Annotated in this window: 17 protein-coding genes and 1 pseudogene; 8 read left to right on the forward strand and 10 right to left on the reverse strand. The window is 64.5% G+C overall.

What is annotated here, in order from left to right; all coding sequences use genetic code 11:
* Positions 1–298 precede the first annotated feature (298 nt).
* Positions 299–526, forward strand: a complete 228-nt coding sequence (locus tag J2R78_RS14240) for a hypothetical protein (RefSeq protein WP_028337614.1) — start codon at positions 299–301, stop codon at positions 524–526.
* A gap of 57 nt (positions 527–583) precedes the next feature.
* On the opposite strand, the gene J2R78_RS14245 is transcribed toward J2R78_RS14240, so the two are convergent.
* Both J2R78_RS14245 and J2R78_RS14250 read right to left on the reverse strand, forming a co-directional pair.
* On the reverse strand, positions 584–1,540 hold the full coding sequence (locus J2R78_RS14245; RefSeq protein WP_253605069.1) for an amino acid ABC transporter substrate-binding protein: 957 nt from the start codon (positions 1,538–1,540) through the stop codon (positions 584–586).
* A 12-nt stretch (positions 1,541–1,552) separates the two neighbouring features.
* Positions 1,553–2,842: a dicarboxylate/amino acid:cation symporter gene (locus tag J2R78_RS14250; RefSeq protein ID WP_028336266.1), complete on the reverse strand. Its 1,290-nt coding sequence runs from the start codon at positions 2,840–2,842 to the stop codon at positions 1,553–1,555.
* Positions 2,843–3,071: 229 nt separating this feature from the next.
* Here J2R78_RS14250 and J2R78_RS14255 point away from each other — a divergent pair, with 229 nt between their 5' ends.
* Positions 3,072–4,073 carry an NADP-dependent oxidoreductase gene (locus J2R78_RS14255; protein ID WP_253605070.1) on the forward strand — a complete coding sequence of 334 codons (1,002 nt, stop codon included), beginning with the start codon at positions 3,072–3,074 and terminating at the stop codon, positions 4,071–4,073.
* 22 nt (positions 4,074–4,095) lie between these two features.
* Here J2R78_RS14255 and J2R78_RS14260 read toward each other — a convergent pair whose 3' ends face one another.
* Complete coding sequence (locus J2R78_RS14260; protein WP_253605072.1) at positions 4,096–5,256, reverse strand: IS30 family transposase; 1,161 nt, start codon at positions 5,254–5,256, stop codon at positions 4,096–4,098.
* 196 nt (positions 5,257–5,452) lie between these two features.
* On the opposite strand from J2R78_RS14260, the pseudogene J2R78_RS14265 reads away from it, so the two are divergent.
* A pseudogene (locus J2R78_RS14265) lies at positions 5,453–6,491 on the forward strand (IS110 family transposase).
* A 451-nt stretch (positions 6,492–6,942) separates the two neighbouring features.
* Here the strand turns inward: J2R78_RS14265 and J2R78_RS14270 are convergent.
* Both J2R78_RS14270 and J2R78_RS14275 read right to left on the reverse strand, forming a co-directional pair.
* The gene (locus J2R78_RS14270; RefSeq protein WP_253604643.1) at positions 6,943–8,028 is read right to left on the reverse strand and encodes an IS4 family transposase; all 1,086 of its coding nucleotides are present in this window, start codon (positions 8,026–8,028) and stop codon (positions 6,943–6,945) included.
* Between the two features lie 167 nt (positions 8,029–8,195).
* Complete coding sequence (locus J2R78_RS14275) at positions 8,196–8,909, reverse strand: hypothetical protein (RefSeq protein ID WP_253605074.1); 714 nt, start codon at positions 8,907–8,909, stop codon at positions 8,196–8,198.
* A gap of 321 nt (positions 8,910–9,230) precedes the next feature.
* Between J2R78_RS14275 and J2R78_RS14280 the strand changes: the two genes are divergently transcribed.
* On the forward strand, positions 9,231–10,766 hold the full coding sequence (locus J2R78_RS14280) for an aspartate ammonia-lyase (protein ID WP_253605075.1): 1,536 nt from the start codon (positions 9,231–9,233) through the stop codon (positions 10,764–10,766).
* 243 nt (positions 10,767–11,009) lie between these two features.
* Positions 11,010–11,846, forward strand: coding sequence for an IS5 family transposase (locus tag J2R78_RS14285; RefSeq protein ID WP_253605076.1), 837 nt, complete (start codon positions 11,010–11,012; stop codon positions 11,844–11,846).
* A 129-nt stretch (positions 11,847–11,975) separates the two neighbouring features.
* Here the strand turns inward: J2R78_RS14285 and J2R78_RS14290 are convergent, their stop codons facing one another.
* Positions 11,976–13,811 (reverse strand): cytochrome c, encoded by a 1,836-nt coding sequence (locus J2R78_RS14290; protein ID WP_168858708.1) that lies wholly within the window; start codon positions 13,809–13,811, stop codon positions 11,976–11,978.
* A gap of 249 nt (positions 13,812–14,060) precedes the next feature.
* On the opposite strand from J2R78_RS14290, the gene J2R78_RS14295 reads away from it, so the two are divergent.
* Positions 14,061–14,741, forward strand: coding sequence for an alpha/beta family hydrolase (locus tag J2R78_RS14295; RefSeq protein WP_253605077.1), 681 nt, complete (start codon positions 14,061–14,063; stop codon positions 14,739–14,741).
* A 158-nt stretch (positions 14,742–14,899) separates the two neighbouring features.
* Entirely contained in the window at positions 14,900–15,631 is a 732-nt protein-coding gene (locus J2R78_RS14300; RefSeq protein ID WP_253605078.1) for an aspartate/glutamate racemase family protein, read from the forward strand.
* A 99-nt stretch (positions 15,632–15,730) separates the two neighbouring features.
* Here the strand turns inward: J2R78_RS14300 and J2R78_RS14305 are convergent, their stop codons facing one another.
* Positions 15,731–16,510: an SDR family oxidoreductase gene (locus J2R78_RS14305; RefSeq protein WP_253605079.1), complete on the reverse strand. Its 780-nt coding sequence runs from the start codon at positions 16,508–16,510 to the stop codon at positions 15,731–15,733.
* Positions 16,511–16,550: 40 nt separating this feature from the next.
* Positions 16,551–17,525: a ketopantoate reductase family protein gene (locus J2R78_RS14310; protein WP_253605081.1), complete on the reverse strand. Its 975-nt coding sequence runs from the start codon at positions 17,523–17,525 to the stop codon at positions 16,551–16,553.
* Positions 17,526–17,703: 178 nt separating this feature from the next.
* Here J2R78_RS14310 and J2R78_RS14315 point away from each other — a divergent pair, with 178 nt between their 5' ends.
* Positions 17,704–18,501 (forward strand): enoyl-CoA hydratase-related protein, encoded by a 798-nt coding sequence (locus tag J2R78_RS14315; protein ID WP_253605084.1) that lies wholly within the window; start codon positions 17,704–17,706, stop codon positions 18,499–18,501.
* A 2-nt stretch (positions 18,502–18,503) separates the two neighbouring features.
* Here the strand turns inward: J2R78_RS14315 and J2R78_RS14320 are convergent, their stop codons facing one another.
* On the reverse strand, positions 18,504–18,767 hold the full coding sequence (locus J2R78_RS14320) for a type VI secretion protein (RefSeq protein WP_233475876.1): 264 nt from the start codon (positions 18,765–18,767) through the stop codon (positions 18,504–18,506).
* 62 nt (positions 18,768–18,829) lie between these two features.
* Positions 18,830–19,714, reverse strand: coding sequence for a LysR family transcriptional regulator (locus J2R78_RS14325; RefSeq protein WP_253605086.1), 885 nt, complete (start codon positions 19,712–19,714; stop codon positions 18,830–18,832).
* Between the last annotated feature and the right edge of the window lie 89 nt (positions 19,715–19,803).

Here is a 19,803-nt window from a genome sequence, read left to right on the forward strand (position 1 = left end):
TCTTGCCTGCCGATGATGCTCCAGAGATCGCGGCGCGTGGACACTCGAAGGAAGATCCCGCCGGATCGACGGAGCTTTGATGGGAGCGATTCTTGGGCGCGCGGTTTTCCAGGTCATGGTTGTTTTGACAGCGGTCGGCATCGTTGCCCTCGCATGCATGGCGGTTCGCGGCGGCTGACGCGGGGGCGGCGGTGCAGCCGGCACCGAAGTTCTGGCCGTCATTTTAATCGATTCGGCGCCTTGCTCATCCTGCGCAAGGGAGTACGCTTCCGTGCATTGATTGATCCGGAAACAGATTATGCGCAAACTTCTTTTGAGCTTCGTCGCACTGGCGGCGTTCGCCGCCGCCTTCAATCCTCCGGCCGCCAACGCGGTGTTTTGGCGTGGCGTCACGGCCCCGACGAATATCGACATCCACGGCTACCCAATCATCAAGGAGCCGCCTCCGAGCACGTGCCAGTTGATCCACGTGAACGGATACTGGGTCCGGCAGTGCCTGGATTTGTCGCGCCGCTATTGGCGGTGAGCGAAGTCGCGCTGGAATTCAGACCTCTCCCGCGAGGGGAGAGGCCGAAATTCGCGGCTAGTTCGACCCGCCCGGTGAATCGTCGAGCGCCTTGAAGGCCTCTTCGAGCTGCGGTGACAGCGCGACGTTCAGCTTCTCGCCGGTCGGCAGCCGGGCGACGAACCATTTGTTGTAGAGCGGGACGATGTCGCGGTTCGAGGCCAGCCTGCGGAACGCACGCTCGACCACGTCCTTCATCTGCGGCTCGCCCTTGCGGTACATGATGCCGTAGGGATCGTAGGACAGGTAGTCGCCGGTGACGCGGAATTTGTCCTGCGACTTGTGCCGCGCGATCAGGCCGTAGAGCAGGATGTCGTCGGTCGCGAACGCATCCGCCTTGCCGTCCACCAGCATCTGGTAGGACTGCTCGTGGTCCGGTGCGGTGACGATGTTGAGGCCGAGCTTTTGCTTGGCGTCGACATTGTGCATCGCCTGCTCGTTGGTGGTGCCCTTGGTTACTACCACCGTCTTGCCCTTCAGGTCGGCAACCTGGGTGACGCCGGAGGCCTTCGGCACCATCAGCTTGGTACCGGCCACGAACATCAGCGGCGAGAATGCGACCTGCCTGCCGCGCTCGGCATTCGCCGTGGTCGAGCCGCATTCCAGGTCGATCTTCTTGTCGACGACCGCCGGAATGCGGTCGTCGGAGGTGACCTTGACGTAGTCGACCTTGAGATTGGCGTCGTCGACCTCGGTCCCGATCTCCTCGACGATCGCATCGCACAGCTCGAGGCTGTAGCCGATCGGCCGGTTGGAGTGATCGAGGAACGAGAACGGCGGCGAACTTTCGCGATAGCCGATCCGCACCGTGTGCGTGGCCTTGATGTTGGCGAGCGTGGGGCTGAGCCCCTCGCCCGCCGGCTGTGCGGACGCCGGTGCGGCGAACAGGCTTGCCGCCAGCAGACAAGCTGACAGCAGGCGTGTCGACAGGAGAGGCGCCTCAGCCCGTATCGGCCTCCAGCGGGCGCGATGCATGCATCCCTCCCCTCAATGGCCGGCCATCACGGCGCCCGGCACCGCATCCTGCGGCACCGCGTCGTCGGGCCCGAGCTCGTGCTCGGCCTTCAGCTCGCCCTCCCACTTCGCGACCACGGCGGTCGCCAGCGAGTTGCCGATCACGTTGGTGGCGCTGCGGCCCATGTCGAGGAAGGTGTCGATGCCCATGATCATCAGCAGGCCCGCCTCGGGGATGTTGAACTGCGCCAGCGTCGAGGCGATCACCACCAGCGAGGCGCGCGGCACGCCGGCAACGCCCTTCGAGGTGATCATCAGCGTCGCCAGCATCGCGAGCTGCGTGCCGACCGACATCTCGATGTGGTAGGTCTGCGCGATGAAGATGCTCGCGAAGGTGCAGTACATCATCGTGCCGTCGAGATTGAAGGAATAGCCGAGCGGCAGCACGAAGGCCGAGATGCGCGAGGAGGCGCCGAACCTGTTCAGCCCCTCCAGCGTCTTCGGATAGGCCGCCTCCGACGAGGCGGTCGAGAACGCGATCATCAGCGGCTCGCGGATCAGCCGCAAGAGATGGCTGTAGCGTGGCCCGATCACGATGAACCCGACGACGACCAGGATGCCCCACAGGATCAGGAGCGAGAGATAGAAGCCGCCCATGAAGACGATGAGCTTCCAGAGCACGCCGAGGCCGTTCTTCGAGACGGTCGCCATGATCGCGGCCCACACCGCGAGCGGCGCGAACAGCATCACATAGCCGGTGACCTTGAGCATGATGTGCGCGAGGTCGTCGATCAGGCTCATGATCGGCTTGGCCCGTTCAGGCATCGCACCGAGCGCAACCGCGAAGAACACCGCGAACACGACGATCTGCAGGATCTCGTTCTGCGCCATCGCGTCCGCGATCGAGGTCGGGATCAGATGGGTGAGGAATTTTTCGATCGAGAACGCCGACACCGGCAGTCCGGTCGACTGCGCCTTGTCGGGCAGCGTGCCGGGGAAGTTGGCGCCGGGCTGCAGCAGGTTGACCATCACGAGGCCGAGCAGCAGCGAGACGAAGGAGGCGGAGACGAACCAGCCCATGGTCTTGGCAAAGATGCGGCCGAGCTTGGCGCCGCTTCCCATATGGGCGATGCCGCCGACGAGGGTCGCGAAAACCAGCGGCGCGATGATCATCTTGATCAGACGCAGGAACAGCATCGCGATCAGGTTGACGTCTGCTGCGATCTCGGCACGGCTGTCAGGAAAGTAGTTGAAGACAATCGTCCCCATCGCGATGCCAAGGACCATCGCAATCAGGATATACTGCGTAAACCTGCTGGACATTCTCTTACCCCCGTCAGTTCCCGGCGGAGGGCAAGTGTGGCAGATTTGCGCAGCTACGCAACACGCTTCGCGTCCAGCGCGACTTTGCCGAAACGTTCCCGTTGTGGAATGCCAGCGCGCGGACTAGCGTTCATGCAGCGCACAATCTGTGCAAGGCGCTGCGCGCGTCGCAGTCAATTGCATGCGAAACGACCAACGCCAAGGGAAGGCAAAGGGGGAGACACCGCCAATGAACGACACCGTCAATCGCCAGATCCTGCTTGTTGAAAAGCCGACCGGCAAGCTTGGCCCCGAGCATTTTCGTCTGACCACGGGGACGATCCCCACGCCGAAGGACGGCGAGGCGCTGGTGCGGACGCGCTACATCTCGCTCGATGCCGCCAACCGCGCCTGGATGCACGGCGCCACGTACCGCGCTGCGGTGGAAGCCAACACCGTGATGGCCGGCGGCAGCATCGCCGAGGTGATCTCGTCGAAGGATTCTAGCCTGAAGCCCGGCGATATCGTGTTCGGCGACACCGGCTGGCAGGATTATGCCGCCGTGCCCGCCAAGCATCTGGCGAAGATGCCGAAGCTCGAGCCGATGACGCATCTGCTCAGCGTCTACGGCGTTGCCGGCCTGACCGCCTATTTCGGCCTGCTCCATGTCGGCAAGCCCAGGGAAGGCGAGACCGTGGTGGTGTCGGCGGCCGCGGGCTCGGTCGGCTCGATCGTCGGCCAGATCGCCGGGATCAAGGGCTGCCGCGTCGTCGGCATCGCCGGCGGCAAGGACAAGTGCCATTGGCTGACCAGCGAGCTCGGCTTCGACGCCGCGGTCGACTACAAGGACGGCGCCACCTACAAGGCGCTGCGCGCGGCCGCGCCCAAGGGCATCGACGTCTATTTCGACAATGTCGGCGGCGACATTCTGGAAGCCTGCCTGGCGCAGATGAACAATCGCGGCCGCATCGCCTGCTGCGGCGCGATCTCGCAATATGACGGCGTCCCCTCCGCGCACGGCCCGCGCGGCGTGCCCGGCCTGATCGTGGTGAAGCGGCTGATCATGCAGGGCTTCATCGTGATGGACTACATGGACCAGCGCGACGCCGCACTCGCCGACCTGCAGTCCTGGGTCGCCTCGGGCAAACTCAAGGTGCAGGAGGACGTCATCAACGGGATAGAGAACACGCCGCAGGCGCTGATCGGCCTGCTCGCCGGCGAAAACCGCGGCAAGCGCATGGTGAAGGTGTAGGCGGGGAACATCTCCGAACCCGTCATCCCCGCGCAAAGGCTTCGCCTTTGTCGCTGGAGGAGCGCGTAGCGCGTCTCGAAGGATGTACGGCTCGGCTGGTGGCCGTCGACCCTTCGAGACGGCCGCTTCGCGGCCTCCTCAGGGTGACGGGGATGCAGCGCAATCTCTCCCCTCGTCGTCCCGGCGAAAGCCGGGAGGTGGATTCACATTCGAAGTGCAACACTTGAGCAAAGGACTCGGCAGGCGTGCGGTAGTCAAGGCATTTGCGCGGGGTGTTGTTGTAGGCGGCGATGAACTGGCGGAACCTGGCGGTCGAGAGGGTTACGAGATCCGTCTTGCGGGGAATAAAGCGGCGCATCCTGCCGATGGCGTTCTCGATGCCACCCTTCTGCCAGGGGGCATGGGGATCGCAGAAGAAGGTCGCGATCGAGAGGCGGTGCAGCGCCAGGTGACCGGCGAACTCGGTGCCGTTGTCGAAGGTAACGCTCTGGCGCAGCTCTTGTGGAAGGGGCGCGAAGAAGCCCACGAGATGGCGGGCGACACCGCGCGCGACCTTGCTGGCAAGGCGGATGCCGAGCAGCAGCCGCGAGGTGCGCTCGTGCACGGTCAGCACGGCCTGACCGTATTTCGAGAACATCATCAGGTCGGCCTCCCAGTGTCCGGGCACGCTGCGGTCGGCCGCTTCGAGCGGCCGATTTGCCAAGGATACACGGCCTTCGATGAAGCTTGCGGGGCTGCCGCCCCGCTTGCCGCGGCAGCCGCGCTTGCTCTTGGCGCGCGGCAGATAGCGCCGCCAGTTGAAGTCCGTGGTGCGCCTGAGTTGGCCATAGATGAAGCGGTAGATGGTCTCGTGGGAGATCACCTTGCGCCCGCACTCGCGGGCCAGCCGGCCAGCGACCTGCTCGGGCGACCAGCCGCGGCGAAGGCGTTGCAACACCGCGCGGCGCAGGCCGGGCTCCCGTTCGAGGCGTCCGCCCGTCCAGCGCCGCGCTCGCATCTGGTGCTGGGCATAGCTCGGCTTGTAGCCGACCTGGCTCCCCCGATTGCGCCTCAGTTCCCGCGAGATCGTTGATGGCGAGCGATCCAGAGCTGCCGCGATTTGCCGGACCGAGCTGCCATTGGCCGATAGGCAGGCAATCTCGCATCGGTCGTCCAGAGAGAGCTGCTTGTAAGTCCGCCCCATGGCAACACCTCCTCAAGGAAGTGTTGCACTTCGTTTGTGAACTCAGGGGACCCATTACCCCAAGTCTCGATTGTTGAGCGACACCGGGCCGCGATCCCGCTCATCACCGAAGACGGTGGTTGATGGTGTGGACGGCCCCCTACGGCATCAGTGTGCCAGAATGAGGTTGTCTAGATCTCATACAAGGGAGCCGTCCGTGAACCAGATTATCCGCATTGGGATTGATACGTCGAAGTATATTTTTGTGCTGCATGGGGTTGATGCGGCGGAGCAGGTGGTGCTGCGCAAGAAGCTGTCGCGCAAACAAGTGCTGGAGTTCTTCGCCAAATTGCCGCCGACTGTGATCGGGATGGAGGCCTGCGGGGCTTCGCAACATTGGGCGCGTCAGCTTTCCAAGCTCGGTCACGAGGTGAAGCTGATGGCACCGCAATTGGTCAAACCCTACGTGATGCGGAACAAGAATGACGGGCGGGATGCAGAAGGCCTGTGTGAAGCGATGAGCCGGCCGAGCATGCGCTTCGTGCCGGTGAAGACGGCCGAGCAGCAGGCCGCGCTGATGCTGATGGGTGTCCGCGACGGATTGATCGTCCGGCGCACCCAGCTGACCAATACGATACGCGGCCACGCGGCGGAGTATGGCCTGATCGCCCCCAAGGGACTGGACGCGATCGAACCACTGCTGGTGCGGATTGCGCAGGACGAGACGCTTCCGGTTCTGGCGCGCGAGCTGTTTGTGGTGCTGGGCCGGGAGCGCGTCAGGCTCGAGGGTGAGTTGGAGGCGGTTGAGGCCAAGCTGATGGCCTGGCACCGCGCCGATGCCACGGGCCGGCGCTTGGCTCAGATCCCCTCGGTCGGTCCGATCGTTGCAACCGCGCTGGTGATGAAGACACCTGATCCGCGCACGTTCCGTTCTGGTCGTCATTTTGCGGCCTGGCTGGGATTGACACCCAAGGACCACTCCACCGCTGGCAAGACCAGGCTTGGCAAGATCACGCGGGCTGGCGATGAGAACTTGCGCCGTCTGCTGGTGGTCGGGGCCACAGCGGTGATCCAGCAGGCCAGGCGGGGGACGCGGTCATCACTCGCGCTGGCTGCTGGCCCTGATCAAGCGCAAGCCGCCGAAGCTTGCGGCCGTGGCGCTCGCCAACAAAGTGGCCCGTATCGCCTGGAAGCTGATGGCAACGGGCGAGAGTTACGAGGCGGCACGGATGAATCCCATGACAGCCGCCGCCTAATCGATTAGCCGGCGGGCTCGCTCGCCGGCCGACCGGAGCTGCAAGAGCAGATGGAGCGATCGATCGAGCAACGATGCGAGACAGTCCGCAGGACCCATCGGCTGCCAACAGGCCGCGTGGTTGTTTGGAACTCGCATCGCGCAAACCATCTTGGCCAGCGATCCATTCGATCGCACCCAACAGGCCGGACATATGGATGCAAGCGATCCGATCTCACCAAACAGCTCTTGTGCCACGGGGGCCGTCCACATATGGGTCCTGGCTTTCGCCCATAGGCGCTAAGATAGTTTGATCATAGTCTGATAGTGGCGCTTATGTCTGGGTGGCTCGCGTAGATGTCGCCGGAGAGCGTGACTGGCTCTGCAGAGTAGAGCGATTGCGGGCTGTGGAATGATCGCTTGCCGTAGCGAAGCTACGAGCTGGCGCAGCAGACGCCACGTCACTGGGTGGGTCAGGCGGCGTCGGCCAAGCGGGGAGAGTCTTCGAGTTCGTCGACGAGCGGCTCGAGCAATAGAATGATCAGCAGATGAGCGAGGATATGGGGTCTGGCGGACCGCTCGTCGGTTCCGGGAGGTCCCTTCAGGCCAATCAGGCTTTTCAGCCGCTTGAAGCCGAGCTCAATGCGCCATCGCAGCCGATAGAGGGCGAGGATATCTGCAGTCGTGAAGTCCTCTGGCCTGAGTGAGGTCACCAGGATCACCCAATCTGCGGCGTCAAGTGTTTGCCTGGAGAGCTGATGACCTCCCTTTTGTGCAGTCCGGCGCGCCTTGCGTCGCGCAGCCGCAGCAGCTTGCGCCGGCTTCTTCGCGGCAACCAGACGCACTGCGAGCGGCGGCGCACCTGACTTGCGCTTTATCCAAATCGGCCGATCGATCAGGCCACGCGCCGAGGCGTTGCGCAGTTCGGCAGTGAGGTCAACAAGATTACCTTCGGCATCGAGCCAGCGCGCGCTCTTCCAGCCGGCCCGGATCACGAAGTCCGCATCGGCATCGACGAGATGCGCCATGCGCTCCGGTTGCAGATAGGCGCGATCGGCAAGACGGATCTCACCGGCAACCGCCGGTATCCGATCCAGCGTCTCGCCCGCTCGCTGATCGGTCAGTTCGAAGTGACCAAAGCGCTCCTGCGGAAGATCGAACGCGCTATGGATACGCCACACTGCGTTCTTGTTCCTGCCGCTCGTCCCAGCCTTGGGGACCGTCGTGGCGTCAACAATACGGATCAGACGACCGCGGCTCGCCTTCGGCGCCGCGGCGGCAAGCGCCTGCTCGACCAAGATTGCCAGCCAATCTCCGCACTGACGTAAGCGATACAACAGAGCCACGTTGGAGATATCGACAAGCCCAACCGACGTGGCCCATGCCGCCGTCAACCGCAGCCCTTTCTCACCAAGGCAATAAGCCAAGATCAGGCGCAGCAAGTCGACCGCATTGCTGATCTCCCGCGGACGGACAAACGCCTTCGTCTTGCGCGCGCTAATGTTCAGAGCCTCGGCTCCGCCAAGTCGGGCGACAACGCGCGCCCAATCTTTGTTCACAAGCGATTCGTGTGCCATTCCATCTTGGAATCACAAGCGAATCCAAGGCGCAAATCCTATTTTAGCGCCTATGGGCGAAAGCCAGGACGACGGCGGTGGATGCCGAGCCTCCCATCGGGTAGCTCGCAATGATGGAGGAGGCCGCAGCGGAGCTTCGCGCGCCCGCTCTACGTCCGGAATTGGCGCCGATAGAGTCCGGACTCGCGGGCCATCCTGTTGGTCAGTTCCTGGGCGCGCGATGTTTCATCCGGCGTCATCGCCGCGGTCTGCGCGACCCAGTTTTCGCGCTTCACCGGGAAGCACTGCGCAACCGGCGTGCCCTTGGGCAATACGCCGTTGAAACTGGTGTCGTGCCAGCGTGCCGGGAAATGAACCCAGCTGTCGTGAAACAGATCGCAATCGACCATGCCGGTCAGCGTGGTGAACGGCAGGTCGAACCGGTTGACCGGGTGCGTGAAGAACAGCGAGTAGCCCGGCGGCGCCTCGATGGTCCACAGATTGACGAACTTGATGACGAAGCGGTCGGGCTCGAACAGCGGCGAGCCGACCACCTGGCTTTCGTCGTGGAAGCCGACCGGCGAGCGCGGGAATTCGAGCGCGCCGCCGGCCGGAAGCTCGTTGTCCCAGGTGATCGCGCCATTCTCGACCTTGAGATCGCAGATCAGCGGCAACAGGAAACCCGATGTCATCGCATCGACGAATGGCGGGCAGCGCTTGACGGTATCCTCTTCGCGATTGCTCATCGTATTGAAGGCCTGCGTCGGCATCGCTTTGAGCCATCCGGGAAGCCCCAACGACGCAGGCATCGGCGGCGGAATCTTGCCCTCGAGCTCCGCGGGGCAGCGGAATTTGATGGTGATCGCTTCGTTATTGTTGGACACGGCTTTGGTCCTTGGTTCGTTCAGTGTCGGCGGCGCCCTTGCGCCAGTCGATGCTCGTCTAGCACGCGACGACGGGGCGGAGAAAGCAGCCGCATCGGTCGCGAAGCGAGCCGCGATATCGAGCTATAAGTTGTTATTATCATGACGGATAAGGCAAAGCCCTTAATCTCCCGGTTCGGCGCGCGCCAATGCTGCTTTTCCGCGTCCCTCCGCTCACCGGTGTGCAAGACTCTGCCGATAGGCATTGGCTTTCGACGCCCGCCGGGCGCATCATCGCCGGCGTCGCTGACGACAAGATCTGCGAGAGGTAACGGAGGTACCATGGCCGAATCGAAGGTTGAGACCGCCAACACTGCAGCTGCCGCGTCCCCCTCCGGCGAGAGCGGCGGCCCCAGCCACCTCGCGGTCGCGACCGTCCGCACCGTGCCGATCGAGCAGGCGCAGTCCCGCACCGAGCACGATCTGCTCGGCGAGGACGACGTGCCGGCCAATGCGCTGTGGGGCATTCACACCAAGCGCGCGGTGATGAACTTTCCGATCACCGGCGTGCCGGTCGGGCACTTCCCGGAATTCGTCCGCGCGCTGGCGCTGGTGAAGCAGGCCGCAGCGCGCGCCAACAAGCGGCTCGGCTATCTCGCACCCGAGAAGGCGGATGCGATCGAGGCGGCCTGCACCCAGATTGCGACCGAAAAGGTCTATGCCGAATCCTTCGTCGTCGACGCGATCCAGGGCGGTGCCGGCACGTCGACCAACATGAACGCCAATGAGGTGATCGCCAACGTCGCGCTGCGGCTGATGGGGCGCAAGCCGGGTGACTATCACGCGCTGCATCCGAACGACGACGTCAACATGGCGCAGTCGACCAACGACGCCTATCCGACCGCGCTGCGGCTCGCGGTGATCTTCGCCACCCAGCCGCTGGTGCGCGCACTGGACGATCTCGCCTACTCCCTCAAGGGCAAGGCGGTGGAGTTCGCCGACGTGTTGAAGATGGGGCGCACCCAGCTTCAGGATGCGGTGCCGATGACGCTCGGCCAGGAATTCGACGCCTTCCACGTGACCGTGAAGGAGGATGTCGCGCGCCTGAACGAGATTTCCGCGCTGTTCCGCGAGGTCAATCTCGGCGCCACCGCGATCGGCACCGGCATCAATGCCGATCCGCGCTATGCGGCGCTCGCAGTCGAGGAATTGTCGCGGCTGTCCGGCCAGCCGATGGTGCTGGCCTCCAACCTGATCGAGGCGACGTCCGATCTCGGCGCCTTCGTGCTGTTCTCCGGCGTGCTCAAGCGCGTCGCGGTCAAGCTCTCAAAGATCTGCAACGACCTGCGGCTGTTGTCGTCCGGACCGCGCACCGGCATCGGCGAAATCCGCCTGCCCGCGGTGCAGGCCGGCTCGTCGATCATGCCCGGCAAGGTCAATCCCGTCATTCCCGAGGTGGTCAACCAGGTGGCTTTCCTGGTGATCGGGCACGACCTCACGGTCACGATGTGCGCCGAAGGCGGCCAGTTGCAGCTCAACGCGTTCGAGCCGACCATCGGCTATTGCGTCTTGAGCTCGCTGCGCATGCTGACGGCGGCGGTCGATACGCTGACCAAGCGCTGTGTCGACGGCATCGAGGCCGATCGCGAGCGCTGCCGCAACCTGGTGCAGGGCTCGATCGGCCTGATCACGGCGCTGGCGCCGTCGCTCGGCTACGAGGCCTCATCGCGCGTGGCGCGCCGTGCGCTCAAGGAGAACCGCTCGGTCGCCGACATCGTGCTGGAGGAAAAACTGCTGACCGAAGCGCAGCTCAACCAGCTCCTCGAGCTCGAGGCCATGACCCGCCCGGCGCGCCGGCAGCCGGTGCCGAGGAGTTGAAGGACAGCCGCTGCATCGGCAGTCGGCTCCCTCTCCCGCTTGCGGGTAGGGCAATCGCATATGACCTTCAGCGGCTACGGAGGTAACTCGGCCTCGTGGTTCGAGACGCGCCGCAAGCGGCGCTCCTCACCATGAGTGCCGCAAAACAAGACCCGTCATCCTGAGAGCCTGACTGAAAAATGAGTGAGTGATCTCAGTGGGGTGTGATTCCATCGGATTTGCAGAGATTCGAGGGAGAGCACGATGCCCTGGACCAAGATCACTCGGGAGCAATATCGGCGGGACGATCTGCGTTATGCAAGCGATATGACCGATGCGGAGTGGGCGCTGATCAGACGCCTGTTGCCGCGAGCGAACCGGCGCGGCCGGCCGCGTAAGACGGAGCTGCGTCGTGTGATCGAAGCGATCCTCTATATCGTTTCGACCGGCTGCCAGTGGCGGGCGTTGCCGCAGGAGTTCCCGCCCTATTCGACGGTGCAGGGCTATTTTTATAGATGGCGGGATACAGGCCGGTGGCAGAGGATTGTCAGCGTGCTTGTCCGACGGGCGCGAAAAAAGCTTGGACGGACACCGAAGCCGACGGCAGCCGTGATCGACAGTCAAAGTGCGCCGACCACCCAAGCTGGCGGACCGCGCGGCTACGATGCAGGCAAGCGCATCTACGGCCGCAAGCGGCATATCGTGACGGATACCAATGGCCTCCTCCTCGGGGTTCATGTTCATCCGGCCAACGTTCAGGACTGCCATGGCGCCGTACCGCTGCTGAAGAACGTGCGGATGAACTTCCCCCGGCTGCGCCACGTCTTTGCCGACCGGATCTACCGCGGAAATCAACTCCTCGACGCGCTCTCAGACTGCGGTCCATGGACTGTCGAGATCGTCGAGCGGCCTCAAGGCGTCAAAGGCTTCCAGCTTCTGCCGAGGCGGTGGGTGGTTGAACGCACATTCGCTTGGTTCGGCAGATGCCGCCGCCTCGCCAAGGACTTCGAGGCGACGGTGGCAACCGAAGCTGCCTGGCTGCTGATTGCACACATCAGGCTCCTGACCCGCAGACTTGCCGCTGCTGGTAAGGTTGGGTGACTTATGAGTCAGACTCTGAGGAGCCGCGCAGCGGCGTCTCGAAGGATGGCCGCGAGGACGCTGCCCGACAGATTTTTCTATATGCGATTCCCCCGCAAGCGGGAGAGGGGGCGCAGTCCCTTCGGGGGCCTACAGCGTCTTGATGAACTCGATCAGGGCGCGGCGTTCATCTTCCTTCAGCTCCGGCCCGATCACGCCGGTGCGCTTCTCGTTGGAGAATTCGTGTCCGGAATTGCCGTTGCCGCGCTTGGTGGTGTCGAGCAGGAAGGCGTTCCTGATCTTGTCCTTCCAGACGTAGCCGAGATCCTTGGGATCATACTCCCGGCCGCCGAGATAGAAGGTCGCGGGACGGTCCTTCACCGGCGACAGCAGTGCGTAGATGGTCGGGACCGAGCCGTTGTGCAGATACGGCGGGGTCGCCCAGATGCCGTTGAGCGGCCGGACCTTGTAGGCGAGCGGCGCCTGGATCTCGTTCGGCCGGTAGCCGTTGATGCGCTTGCGATCTTCCGGCGGGGTCTTGTTCTGGTCGTACCAATAGTCGACGGTCTTCTCGACGAGATCGCCGAGCGCAGGACCGAAACTGCTGTCCTTGATGTTCAGATTGGCCGGCGTCTCGACGGTGCGGTGCGCGAGGCCCTCGGCTTGCGCGCTGTCGGTACCGATATGGCTGATCGGAATCATCTCGACATCGAGCAGCGGCTGGCCGGCCTCGTTCCTGGTCCAGCGCCTCTTGTCCTTGAACAGCGCAAAGGCTTCGCTCGCGGGCAGCGCCTTGCTGTCGATCGCCGGGCCGTGACAGCCCTGGCAATGCGTCTTGTAGAGCTCGCCGCCCTTCTTCGCGAGGTCCATGTTGATTGGCGGCAGGATGTTCTCCGGCCATTTCGGCGAAGCAAGTCCGCCAAAACCCTTGTCCTCGCTGGGCGGCTCGCCGGCGATCATCCGCTCCATCTCGTGCAGCACGTCGATCCGCGCGCTCGATTTGTAAAGCCCCTTGGACTCGTCGAGCAGGTTGAGCTCGGCGCTGACGCCGAGCGCCTCGCCGGCGTTGCGTACCATCGGCTGCATGATCGAGCCGTCATATTGCACCCAGCTGAACCACGGTGCGTTCCAGATTCGCGGGAAATGCACCGGCGCCGAATGCGAGGCGTAGTTGTTCGGGTTGTTCAGGTCGATCGAGAACACCTGGTTGCCGATCCGGTTCAGCGCGTCGAGCCGCGCATAGCCTTCCTCGACGCTGTTGGCGGCGACCTTGTTCTCCAGCGAATTGATGTTGGCGTATTGCTTCAGCACGAGGTCGAGCTGGCCGCGCAGCGCCATGCGTTCGTCGAGGCTGGCATCCTTGCCGAGGATCTCGTCGGCAAAGCGCGAGAAGCGGCCCGGCCAGAACCGCGTCAGCAGCAGTGAGACGCCGACGCTCTTCTGGAATTCGAACAGATTGGTGTTGGCCGGCCCACCGTCGATCACGATCTCGGTGCCGCGATAGCTGAAGCTGCCGGTGTGGCAGGCGGCGCAGGTCAGGCCGACGCCGGTCATATCCGCCTTGCTGTGCGGATTGCGCCACGGCGCGCCGTTGGCATCGGCCATCGGGCCGCCCTGCGAAAAGCCGATCGGCAGCGCATCGGGTTTGCCCGGAATCACCGTGTCGGGAATAAAGCCGAAGCGGCCGAGATAATTGGTCTCGCTGAGTCGCGGCGCCGCGGTGAACAGCGGCCAGACCGTCGGCTGCTCCAGCGCCATGAACCATTCATGGGGAATGCCGAAGGTCCGTGTGCCCTGGTCGGCGTGATAGAACCAGCGCAGCCGCTCCGCGCTGACATTCTGATCCAGCCACACCGTCTTTGCCGGCGGCTGGTAGTCGACGACCTTGACGCGGAAACCGCTCGCCACCGTCTCGATATCGTCCTTGAAATAGAGCACGCCGGCGACAATCAACAGTCCGATGACGAATATCGTCTTGCGAGGCATGCCCCGTTCCCCCAGTTCGCGGTACCCGCGCGTGATATGGATCAGATGTTAAAATTCGCCGAAAAACGAATTCGCGTTAAGCGTGTGATACTATGTGCGCCATCCTACAGTGGCGGCGCTTGGTCTAACAGCGGAAATGTTGATTGGCTGTGAGCCAGTTCACTTGCGGCGTTCCCTCCGCGGCGGCATTTGCGCGCATCGAGGCCTGCGGCTAGAAACAACGGCGCAACAATTCTTCGAGATGTCATCTTGAACACGTCAGGCGCGCAGCCGCTCACGATCACGGTCTCGAACCACGGCACGGTGTCCGCGTTGCTGTTGCGGCCGGCGCAGGCCCGTAGCGCCTATGTGTTTGCCCATGGCGCCGGCGCCGGCATGACGCATCCCTCGATGGCCGCGATTGCGGAGGGCCTGGCGGAGCGCGGCATCGCGACATTGCGCTATCAGTTTTCCTACATGGAGAAGGGCAGCAAGCGGCCCGATCCGCCCGCCGTCGCGCAGGCAACGGTGCGCGCCGCGGTGGCGGAGGCCGCGCGTCATTGCGGCGAACTGCCGCTGTTCGCCGGCGGCAAGTCGTTCGGCGGACGCATGACCTCGCAGGCACAGGCCAAGGCGCCGCTCGCCGGCGTGCGCGGGCTGGTGTTTCTCGGCTTTCCGCTGCATCCCGCCGGCAAGCCGTCGAGTGAGCGGGCCAGGCATCTCGCCGAGGTCGAGGTCCCGATGCTGTTCCTGCAGGGCACGCGCGATGCGCTGGCCGAACTCGACCTGCTCGAGCCCGTGGTGAAGGGGTTGGGTCATCGCGCGACGCTGGATCTGGTGCAGGAGGCCGACCACTCCTTCCATGTCCTCAAGCGCTCCGGCCGCAACGACCGCGAGGTGATGGCCGAGGTGCTCGATGCCTTCGCGGGCTGGGTGGCGAAGCATTCATAGGTGTGTAGCCCGGATGAGCGAAGCGACATCCGGGGTCTGCATGCCGCGGGCGAGATCGGTCCCGGATATTGCGGAGCCTGTCATCGGGCGCGCGTTCGCGCGACCCGTTGGCTCATCCGGGCTACGCTTGGCCGCGAAAGGGATGTTATTCTCCACCCATGACCAGGATCCTGATCGTCAATCCCAACACCACCGCGTCGATGACCGCGACCATCGCGACCGCCGCGCGGGCGGTGGCCGCACCGGGCACCGAGATCGTCGCCGTCACATCTGCGATGGGACCGGCCTCGATCGAAGGCTTCTATGACGAGGCCTTCGCCGTGCCCGGGCTGATCGAGGCGCTGCTGAAGACGCCCGACGTCGGTGCCGGCATCGTCGCATGCTTCGACGACACCGGGCTGGATGCCGCGCGGTCGGCTGCGCGCTATCCGGTGGTCGGCATCTGCGAGGCGGCGCTGGTCACCGCCGGACAGATCGCCAAGCGCATCGGCATCGTCACCACGCTGCCGCGCTCGATCGTGCCGCTGGAGGAACTGGTGCGCCGTTACGGCTTTGCCGACCGCGCGGTGGTCACCGCCTGCGACGTCGCGGTGCTCGATCTCGAGAAGCCGGGCTCGGGCGCCAAGGCCAAGCTGGGGGCCGAGATCGCGCGGGCACTGGACAAGGGCGCGGACGCCATCGTGCTCGGCTGCGCCGGCATGGCCGATCTTGCCCATGAGCTGTCGGTGCAATTCGGCGTGCCCGTGGTCGACGGCGTGGCCGCCGCGGTGAAGCAGGCGGAAGCGCTTGCCGGCCTCAAGCTGACGACGTCGCGCCGCGGTGCTTACGCGTCGCCCGCGGCGAAAAAATACCACGGTATGCTCGAAGGATTCGCGCCTGACCAAAAGTAGTGACTGCGTCATTGCGAGGAGCATAGCGACGAAGCAATCCATTTCTCGGCAAGTGGCGATATGGATTGCTTCGCTTCGCTCGCAATGACGGCGAGATCGTTATGACGCCACCCCGCCATAGATCCGGTCGCGCAGGCGGCGCATGCCGGACAGCCAGCGCTCGCGATTGGTGGCCTTGCGCTGCATGTATTCCTGCACCTGCGGATGCGACAGAATCAGGAAACGTTCTTCCGCCATCGCCTCGATCACCATCCGCGCCACCTCGCCCGGCTGCAGCACGCCGTCGACGCGCGCGGCGCTCGGGCCCGGCGTCGTCATGCCCGTCTGCACCGATTGCGGACAGAGCACGGAGACGCGGATGCCGCGATCGCCATACTGGATGGCGAGATGCTCGGCGAGCGCGACCGCGGCATTCTTGGTCACGCCGTAAGGCATCGAGTTCAGCGAGGCTAATAGCCCCGCGGCGGATGCGGTGTTGATGAGATAGCCGGAGCCGCGCGCGAGCATGCCGGGCACCAGCGCGCGCGCCGCGTACACGTGGCTCATCACATGCACGCGCCAACTCACGTCCCAGTCGGCATCGGACGCGGTCTCTTGTCCCTTGCGCGAGAGCCCGGCATTGGAGAAGAACACGTCGACCGGACCATATTTGTCCTCGGCGGCGGCGATCAACGCCTTGATGTCCTCCTCGAGCCCGACATCGGCGGTAACGGCAAGACCGTCGATATCGCCGGCGACGCTCGCGAGCCGATCGCGCGAGGTCTTGAGATCGGCGACCACGACGCCGCGAGCACCGGCGTCCGCATAGGCCCGCGCCACCGACTCGCCGATCCCGCTCGCGCCGCCGGTGACGACGCAGACCTTGTCCTTGACTTGCATGGTTCGATGTCCCTGCTTGTTATCGTGGTGGGTCGGATTGTCAGCCCTGATACAGGCCCTTGTCACGCGCCTTCTGGATCGCGAGCGCGGCCATCAGGTCGAGCATTGGGGTCGAAATGGCGGCCGCGCGGGCGAATGCCGCCGGTGCGCGCACCAGCACATCGATCTCGATGCCGCGCCCGAGTTCGTAGTCCTGCAGGATCGACGGCTTGTGGTCCGGCGCCGGCCCTGAGCGGGTGACGCGCTTGACCTCGGGAATATAGTGTGTCGCCACTGCATTGGCCTCGTCGAGCAGGCGCGGGATCACGTCCTGCACGTCAGGATCGTCGCGGACGCCACGCGCGGTCAGCCCGGTCAACAGGCACAGCACCGACATCGACATGTTGGTTAACAGCTTTGACCAGATCGTCTCGCGGATCTGCTCGACCTCGGGCGATTCGATCGCGGCGTCGTTGAGCGCCGCGCGCAGGCGGGCGATGCGCTCGCCCTGCCGGTCGTCGCATTCGCCGATCAAGAGACGGTTGCGGTCCGGCGACAGGTTCGCGACGACCCCTGGCGCGATCACCTCGTTGGAGGAAAAGATCACGCCGCCGATGATCCGCTCCTTCGGGACGGCGCTGCGCAAATGCCCGCCGGGATCGAGGAAGCCGAGATCGGGGATCGCGGGATGCTGCGGCGGCAGGCCGAGATCGTACCACCAGGGAATGCCGTTCTGCGCGAACACGATTGATGTGTCGCGCTGAAGCAGCGGCGGGAGCTCGGCTGCGAGCGCGCCGATGCCGGTCGCCTTCAGTGTGCTGATGACGATGTCCTGCGGCCCCAGATCGGCAGGATCGGCTGAGGCCTTCACCTTCGCGGTGACGCTGCTATCGCCGACCTTCAGCGTCAGTCCGCTGGCCCTGACCGCGTCGAGATGCGGCCCGCGCATCACGCAGGCCACATCGTGACCGGCGCGCGCGAGCCGGACCGCGAAGTGGCTGCCGACGGCGCCCGCGCCGAAAATGCAAATACGCATGAGTGGAACAATTCTCCGCAACGTGCCCCGTCAGTTTCCACAAGCGCGGGGCATCGCGCAACCCGTCATGCGCGTGGCGCGGTCGTGCGCGCCCGAAAGTGATGGATCAAGGCATCCGCTCTCGCCATAGTGCACGGCTAGTACAAGGCAACAGCAATGCCGAACAGGGAGCAACGTCATGTCGGCCAGCCCAGTCCTGTGGAGCCTCGATGCGCGCGGGGTCGCGACCGTCACGCTGAATCGTCCCGAGGTCAACAATGCTTATGACGGCGCGCTGATTGCGGGCGTGCTGGCCGCGATCGACGATCTCTCGACCAAGCCGGTGCGCGTCGTCGTGCTGAACGGCAACGGCAAGCATTTCCAAGCCGGCGCCGACCTGAAATGGATCAACGGCGTGCGGCCGAAATCGTTCGAGGAGAACGAGGCGGCGTCGCGCGCCACCTTCGAGGCGGTGCAGCGTCTCAACACGCTGCCGGTCCCGACCGTCGCGCTGGTGCAGGGCGGCTGCTTCGGCGGCGGCACCGGCGTGATCTCGGCCTGCGACATCGTGATCGCGGCCGACAATGCGCTGTTCTCGATCACCGAGGTGCGCTGGGGCCTGACCGCGGCGATCATCATCCCGCAGCTCTGCGACGCGATCGGCGTCCGCCAGGTGCGCCGCTATGCGCTGACCGGCGAACGGTTCGGCGCCGAGGATGCCCGCCGCATCGGCCTTGTCCATGAGGTGGTGCCGCTGGCCGATCTCGACAGCGCCGGCGCCAAGGTCGTCGAGCAGCTGCTCGGCAACGCGCCGGATGCGATGGCCGAGACCAAGAAGCTCGCGATGGAAAGCTCGTTCGGCGGCATGGCGGTGGACGATGCGGCCTACAAGCGCCTCGTCCAGCTGCATTCAGCCAAGCGGCAGACCGCGGAAGCTGCCGAGGGGCTTGCATCCTTCGCCGAGAAGCGCGCGGGCCGGTGGGGCGGCGCCACGTAAGCTCAGCAGCCGCGGCAGATGCCGCGCATGCTGCGATAGACCTCTTCGTCGTCGCGGCGCATCTGCTGCAGCTGATCGAACGTCTTCGATTCGCTCGACCGCGTCACCGGCGGCTCGGGCTTGCGCTTCGCCGCAAGTTCCTGCTCTTGCCGATGGTAGCAGGCCTCGCGCTCCGCCTTGGCCTCAATGAAGCGGCAGGTCTCGATCGCGGCCGCGGGCCCAGCGACGATGATGAGACCAAACGACATTGAGATCAGGAGTTTCAAGCGGGCGATCCTTTCGCGTCCTTGTCTCAGCTCGGCATGCGACCGGCAAGGCCGGCGTCGCATCACAGCGGCTGCGACAGCGATTTTTTCAATGTCTTCAGCAGCGCCTGCACCGCGGCGGCATCGATGCGGCGCTCGGGAACGGCGGCCTTGACCCACAATTCGGGGATCGGAAAGTCGGTGAGTACCGGTTGCAACGCGCCGGCGCGCAGCGCGTCCGCGACCAGATAATGCGAGAGCAGCGCAATGCCGTTGCCGGCGATCGCGCTTTGCGTCAGCACGCGGCCTTCGTTCGAAGAGAGAATCGGGCGGACCTGGATATTGATGCGGCCGCGCGGGCCCTCGAATGGCCATTCCGGTCCGGTCGGCAGGAAGCTGAGGCAGCGATGATCGACCAGGTCGCGCGGATGCTTCGGCGTGCCGTGCTTCTTCAGATAGGCCGGCGAGGCGCATACGAGACGCGGCAGCCGGCACAAGGGCTCGTCGACCACGCCGCCGAAGGAATGCGGGAAGGCGCCGATCGCGATATCAAAACCTTCGGTCACCGGATCGACCGGGCGGTCGATCATCACGATCTCGAGCTTCACGCTTCCGTTCTGCTTCTGGAAGATCGTGAAGGCATCGGCGAGCCGCGCAACCGTCAGCGAGGTCGGCGCCTTGACCCGCAGATGATCGGAGAGGTCGCGCTGCTTCTCGCCCATCCGCGACAAGAGATCGCCGACATCGGCAACCACGCCGCGGGCGCGATGCACATATTGCTGCCCGGCCTCGGTCAGCCGCAACTGGCGGGTCGAGCGGTGGAACAGCGCGGTGCCGATGCGCTCCTCGAGCTGGGTGACGCGTTTGGCGACGACGGATGTCGCGATATTGAGCTTGCGCGCCGCGGCGGAAAAGCCGCCGGCATCGGCGGTGGCGAGGAAGGCTTCGAGATTGACCAGCGTATCCATCTGCCTTGCTCGCCTTTCTCGATTCGCGAAAGCTGATTACATAATTTGGTAGATTGTACTGCAATCCGCATCAATTCATAGTTGGCCCA

Origin of the sequence: Bradyrhizobium sp. USDA 4538 (assembly GCF_024171045.1) — a bacterium.
In the GTDB taxonomy this organism is placed as follows: Bacteria; Pseudomonadota; Alphaproteobacteria; order Rhizobiales; family Xanthobacteraceae; genus Bradyrhizobium; species Bradyrhizobium australafricanum.

Bases quoted from the DNA above. Each gene is read 5' to 3' on its own strand.
- J2R78_RS14300 (WP_253605078.1), top strand. From the start codon at position 14,900: ATGACCAGGATCCTGATCGTCAATCCCAACACCACCGCGTCGATGACC.
- J2R78_RS14285 (WP_253605076.1), top strand. From the start codon at position 11,010: ATGCCCTGGACCAAGATCACTCGGGAGCAATATCGGCGGGACGATCTG.
- J2R78_RS14260 (WP_253605072.1), bottom strand. From the start codon at position 5,256: ATGGGGCGGACTTACAAGCAGCTCTCTCTGGACGACCGATGCGAGATT.
- J2R78_RS14240 (WP_028337614.1), top strand. From the start codon at position 299: ATGCGCAAACTTCTTTTGAGCTTCGTCGCACTGGCGGCGTTCGCCGCC.
- J2R78_RS14305 (WP_253605079.1), bottom strand. From the start codon at position 16,510: ATGCAAGTCAAGGACAAGGTCTGCGTCGTCACCGGCGGCGCGAGCGGG.
- J2R78_RS14310 (WP_253605081.1), bottom strand. From the start codon at position 17,525: ATGCGTATTTGCATTTTCGGCGCGGGCGCCGTCGGCAGCCACTTCGCG.
- J2R78_RS14245 (WP_253605069.1), bottom strand. From the start codon at position 1,540: ATGCATCGCGCCCGCTGGAGGCCGATACGGGCTGAGGCGCCTCTCCTG.
- J2R78_RS14315 (WP_253605084.1), top strand. From the start codon at position 17,704: ATGTCGGCCAGCCCAGTCCTGTGGAGCCTCGATGCGCGCGGGGTCGCG.
- J2R78_RS14325 (WP_253605086.1), bottom strand. From the start codon at position 19,714: ATGGATACGCTGGTCAATCTCGAAGCCTTCCTCGCCACCGCCGATGCC.
- J2R78_RS14290 (WP_168858708.1), bottom strand. From the start codon at position 13,811: ATGCCTCGCAAGACGATATTCGTCATCGGACTGTTGATTGTCGCCGGC.
- J2R78_RS14255 (WP_253605070.1), top strand. From the start codon at position 3,072: ATGAACGACACCGTCAATCGCCAGATCCTGCTTGTTGAAAAGCCGACC.
- J2R78_RS14250 (WP_028336266.1), bottom strand. From the start codon at position 2,842: ATGTCCAGCAGGTTTACGCAGTATATCCTGATTGCGATGGTCCTTGGC.
- J2R78_RS14280 (WP_253605075.1), top strand. From the start codon at position 9,231: ATGGCCGAATCGAAGGTTGAGACCGCCAACACTGCAGCTGCCGCGTCC.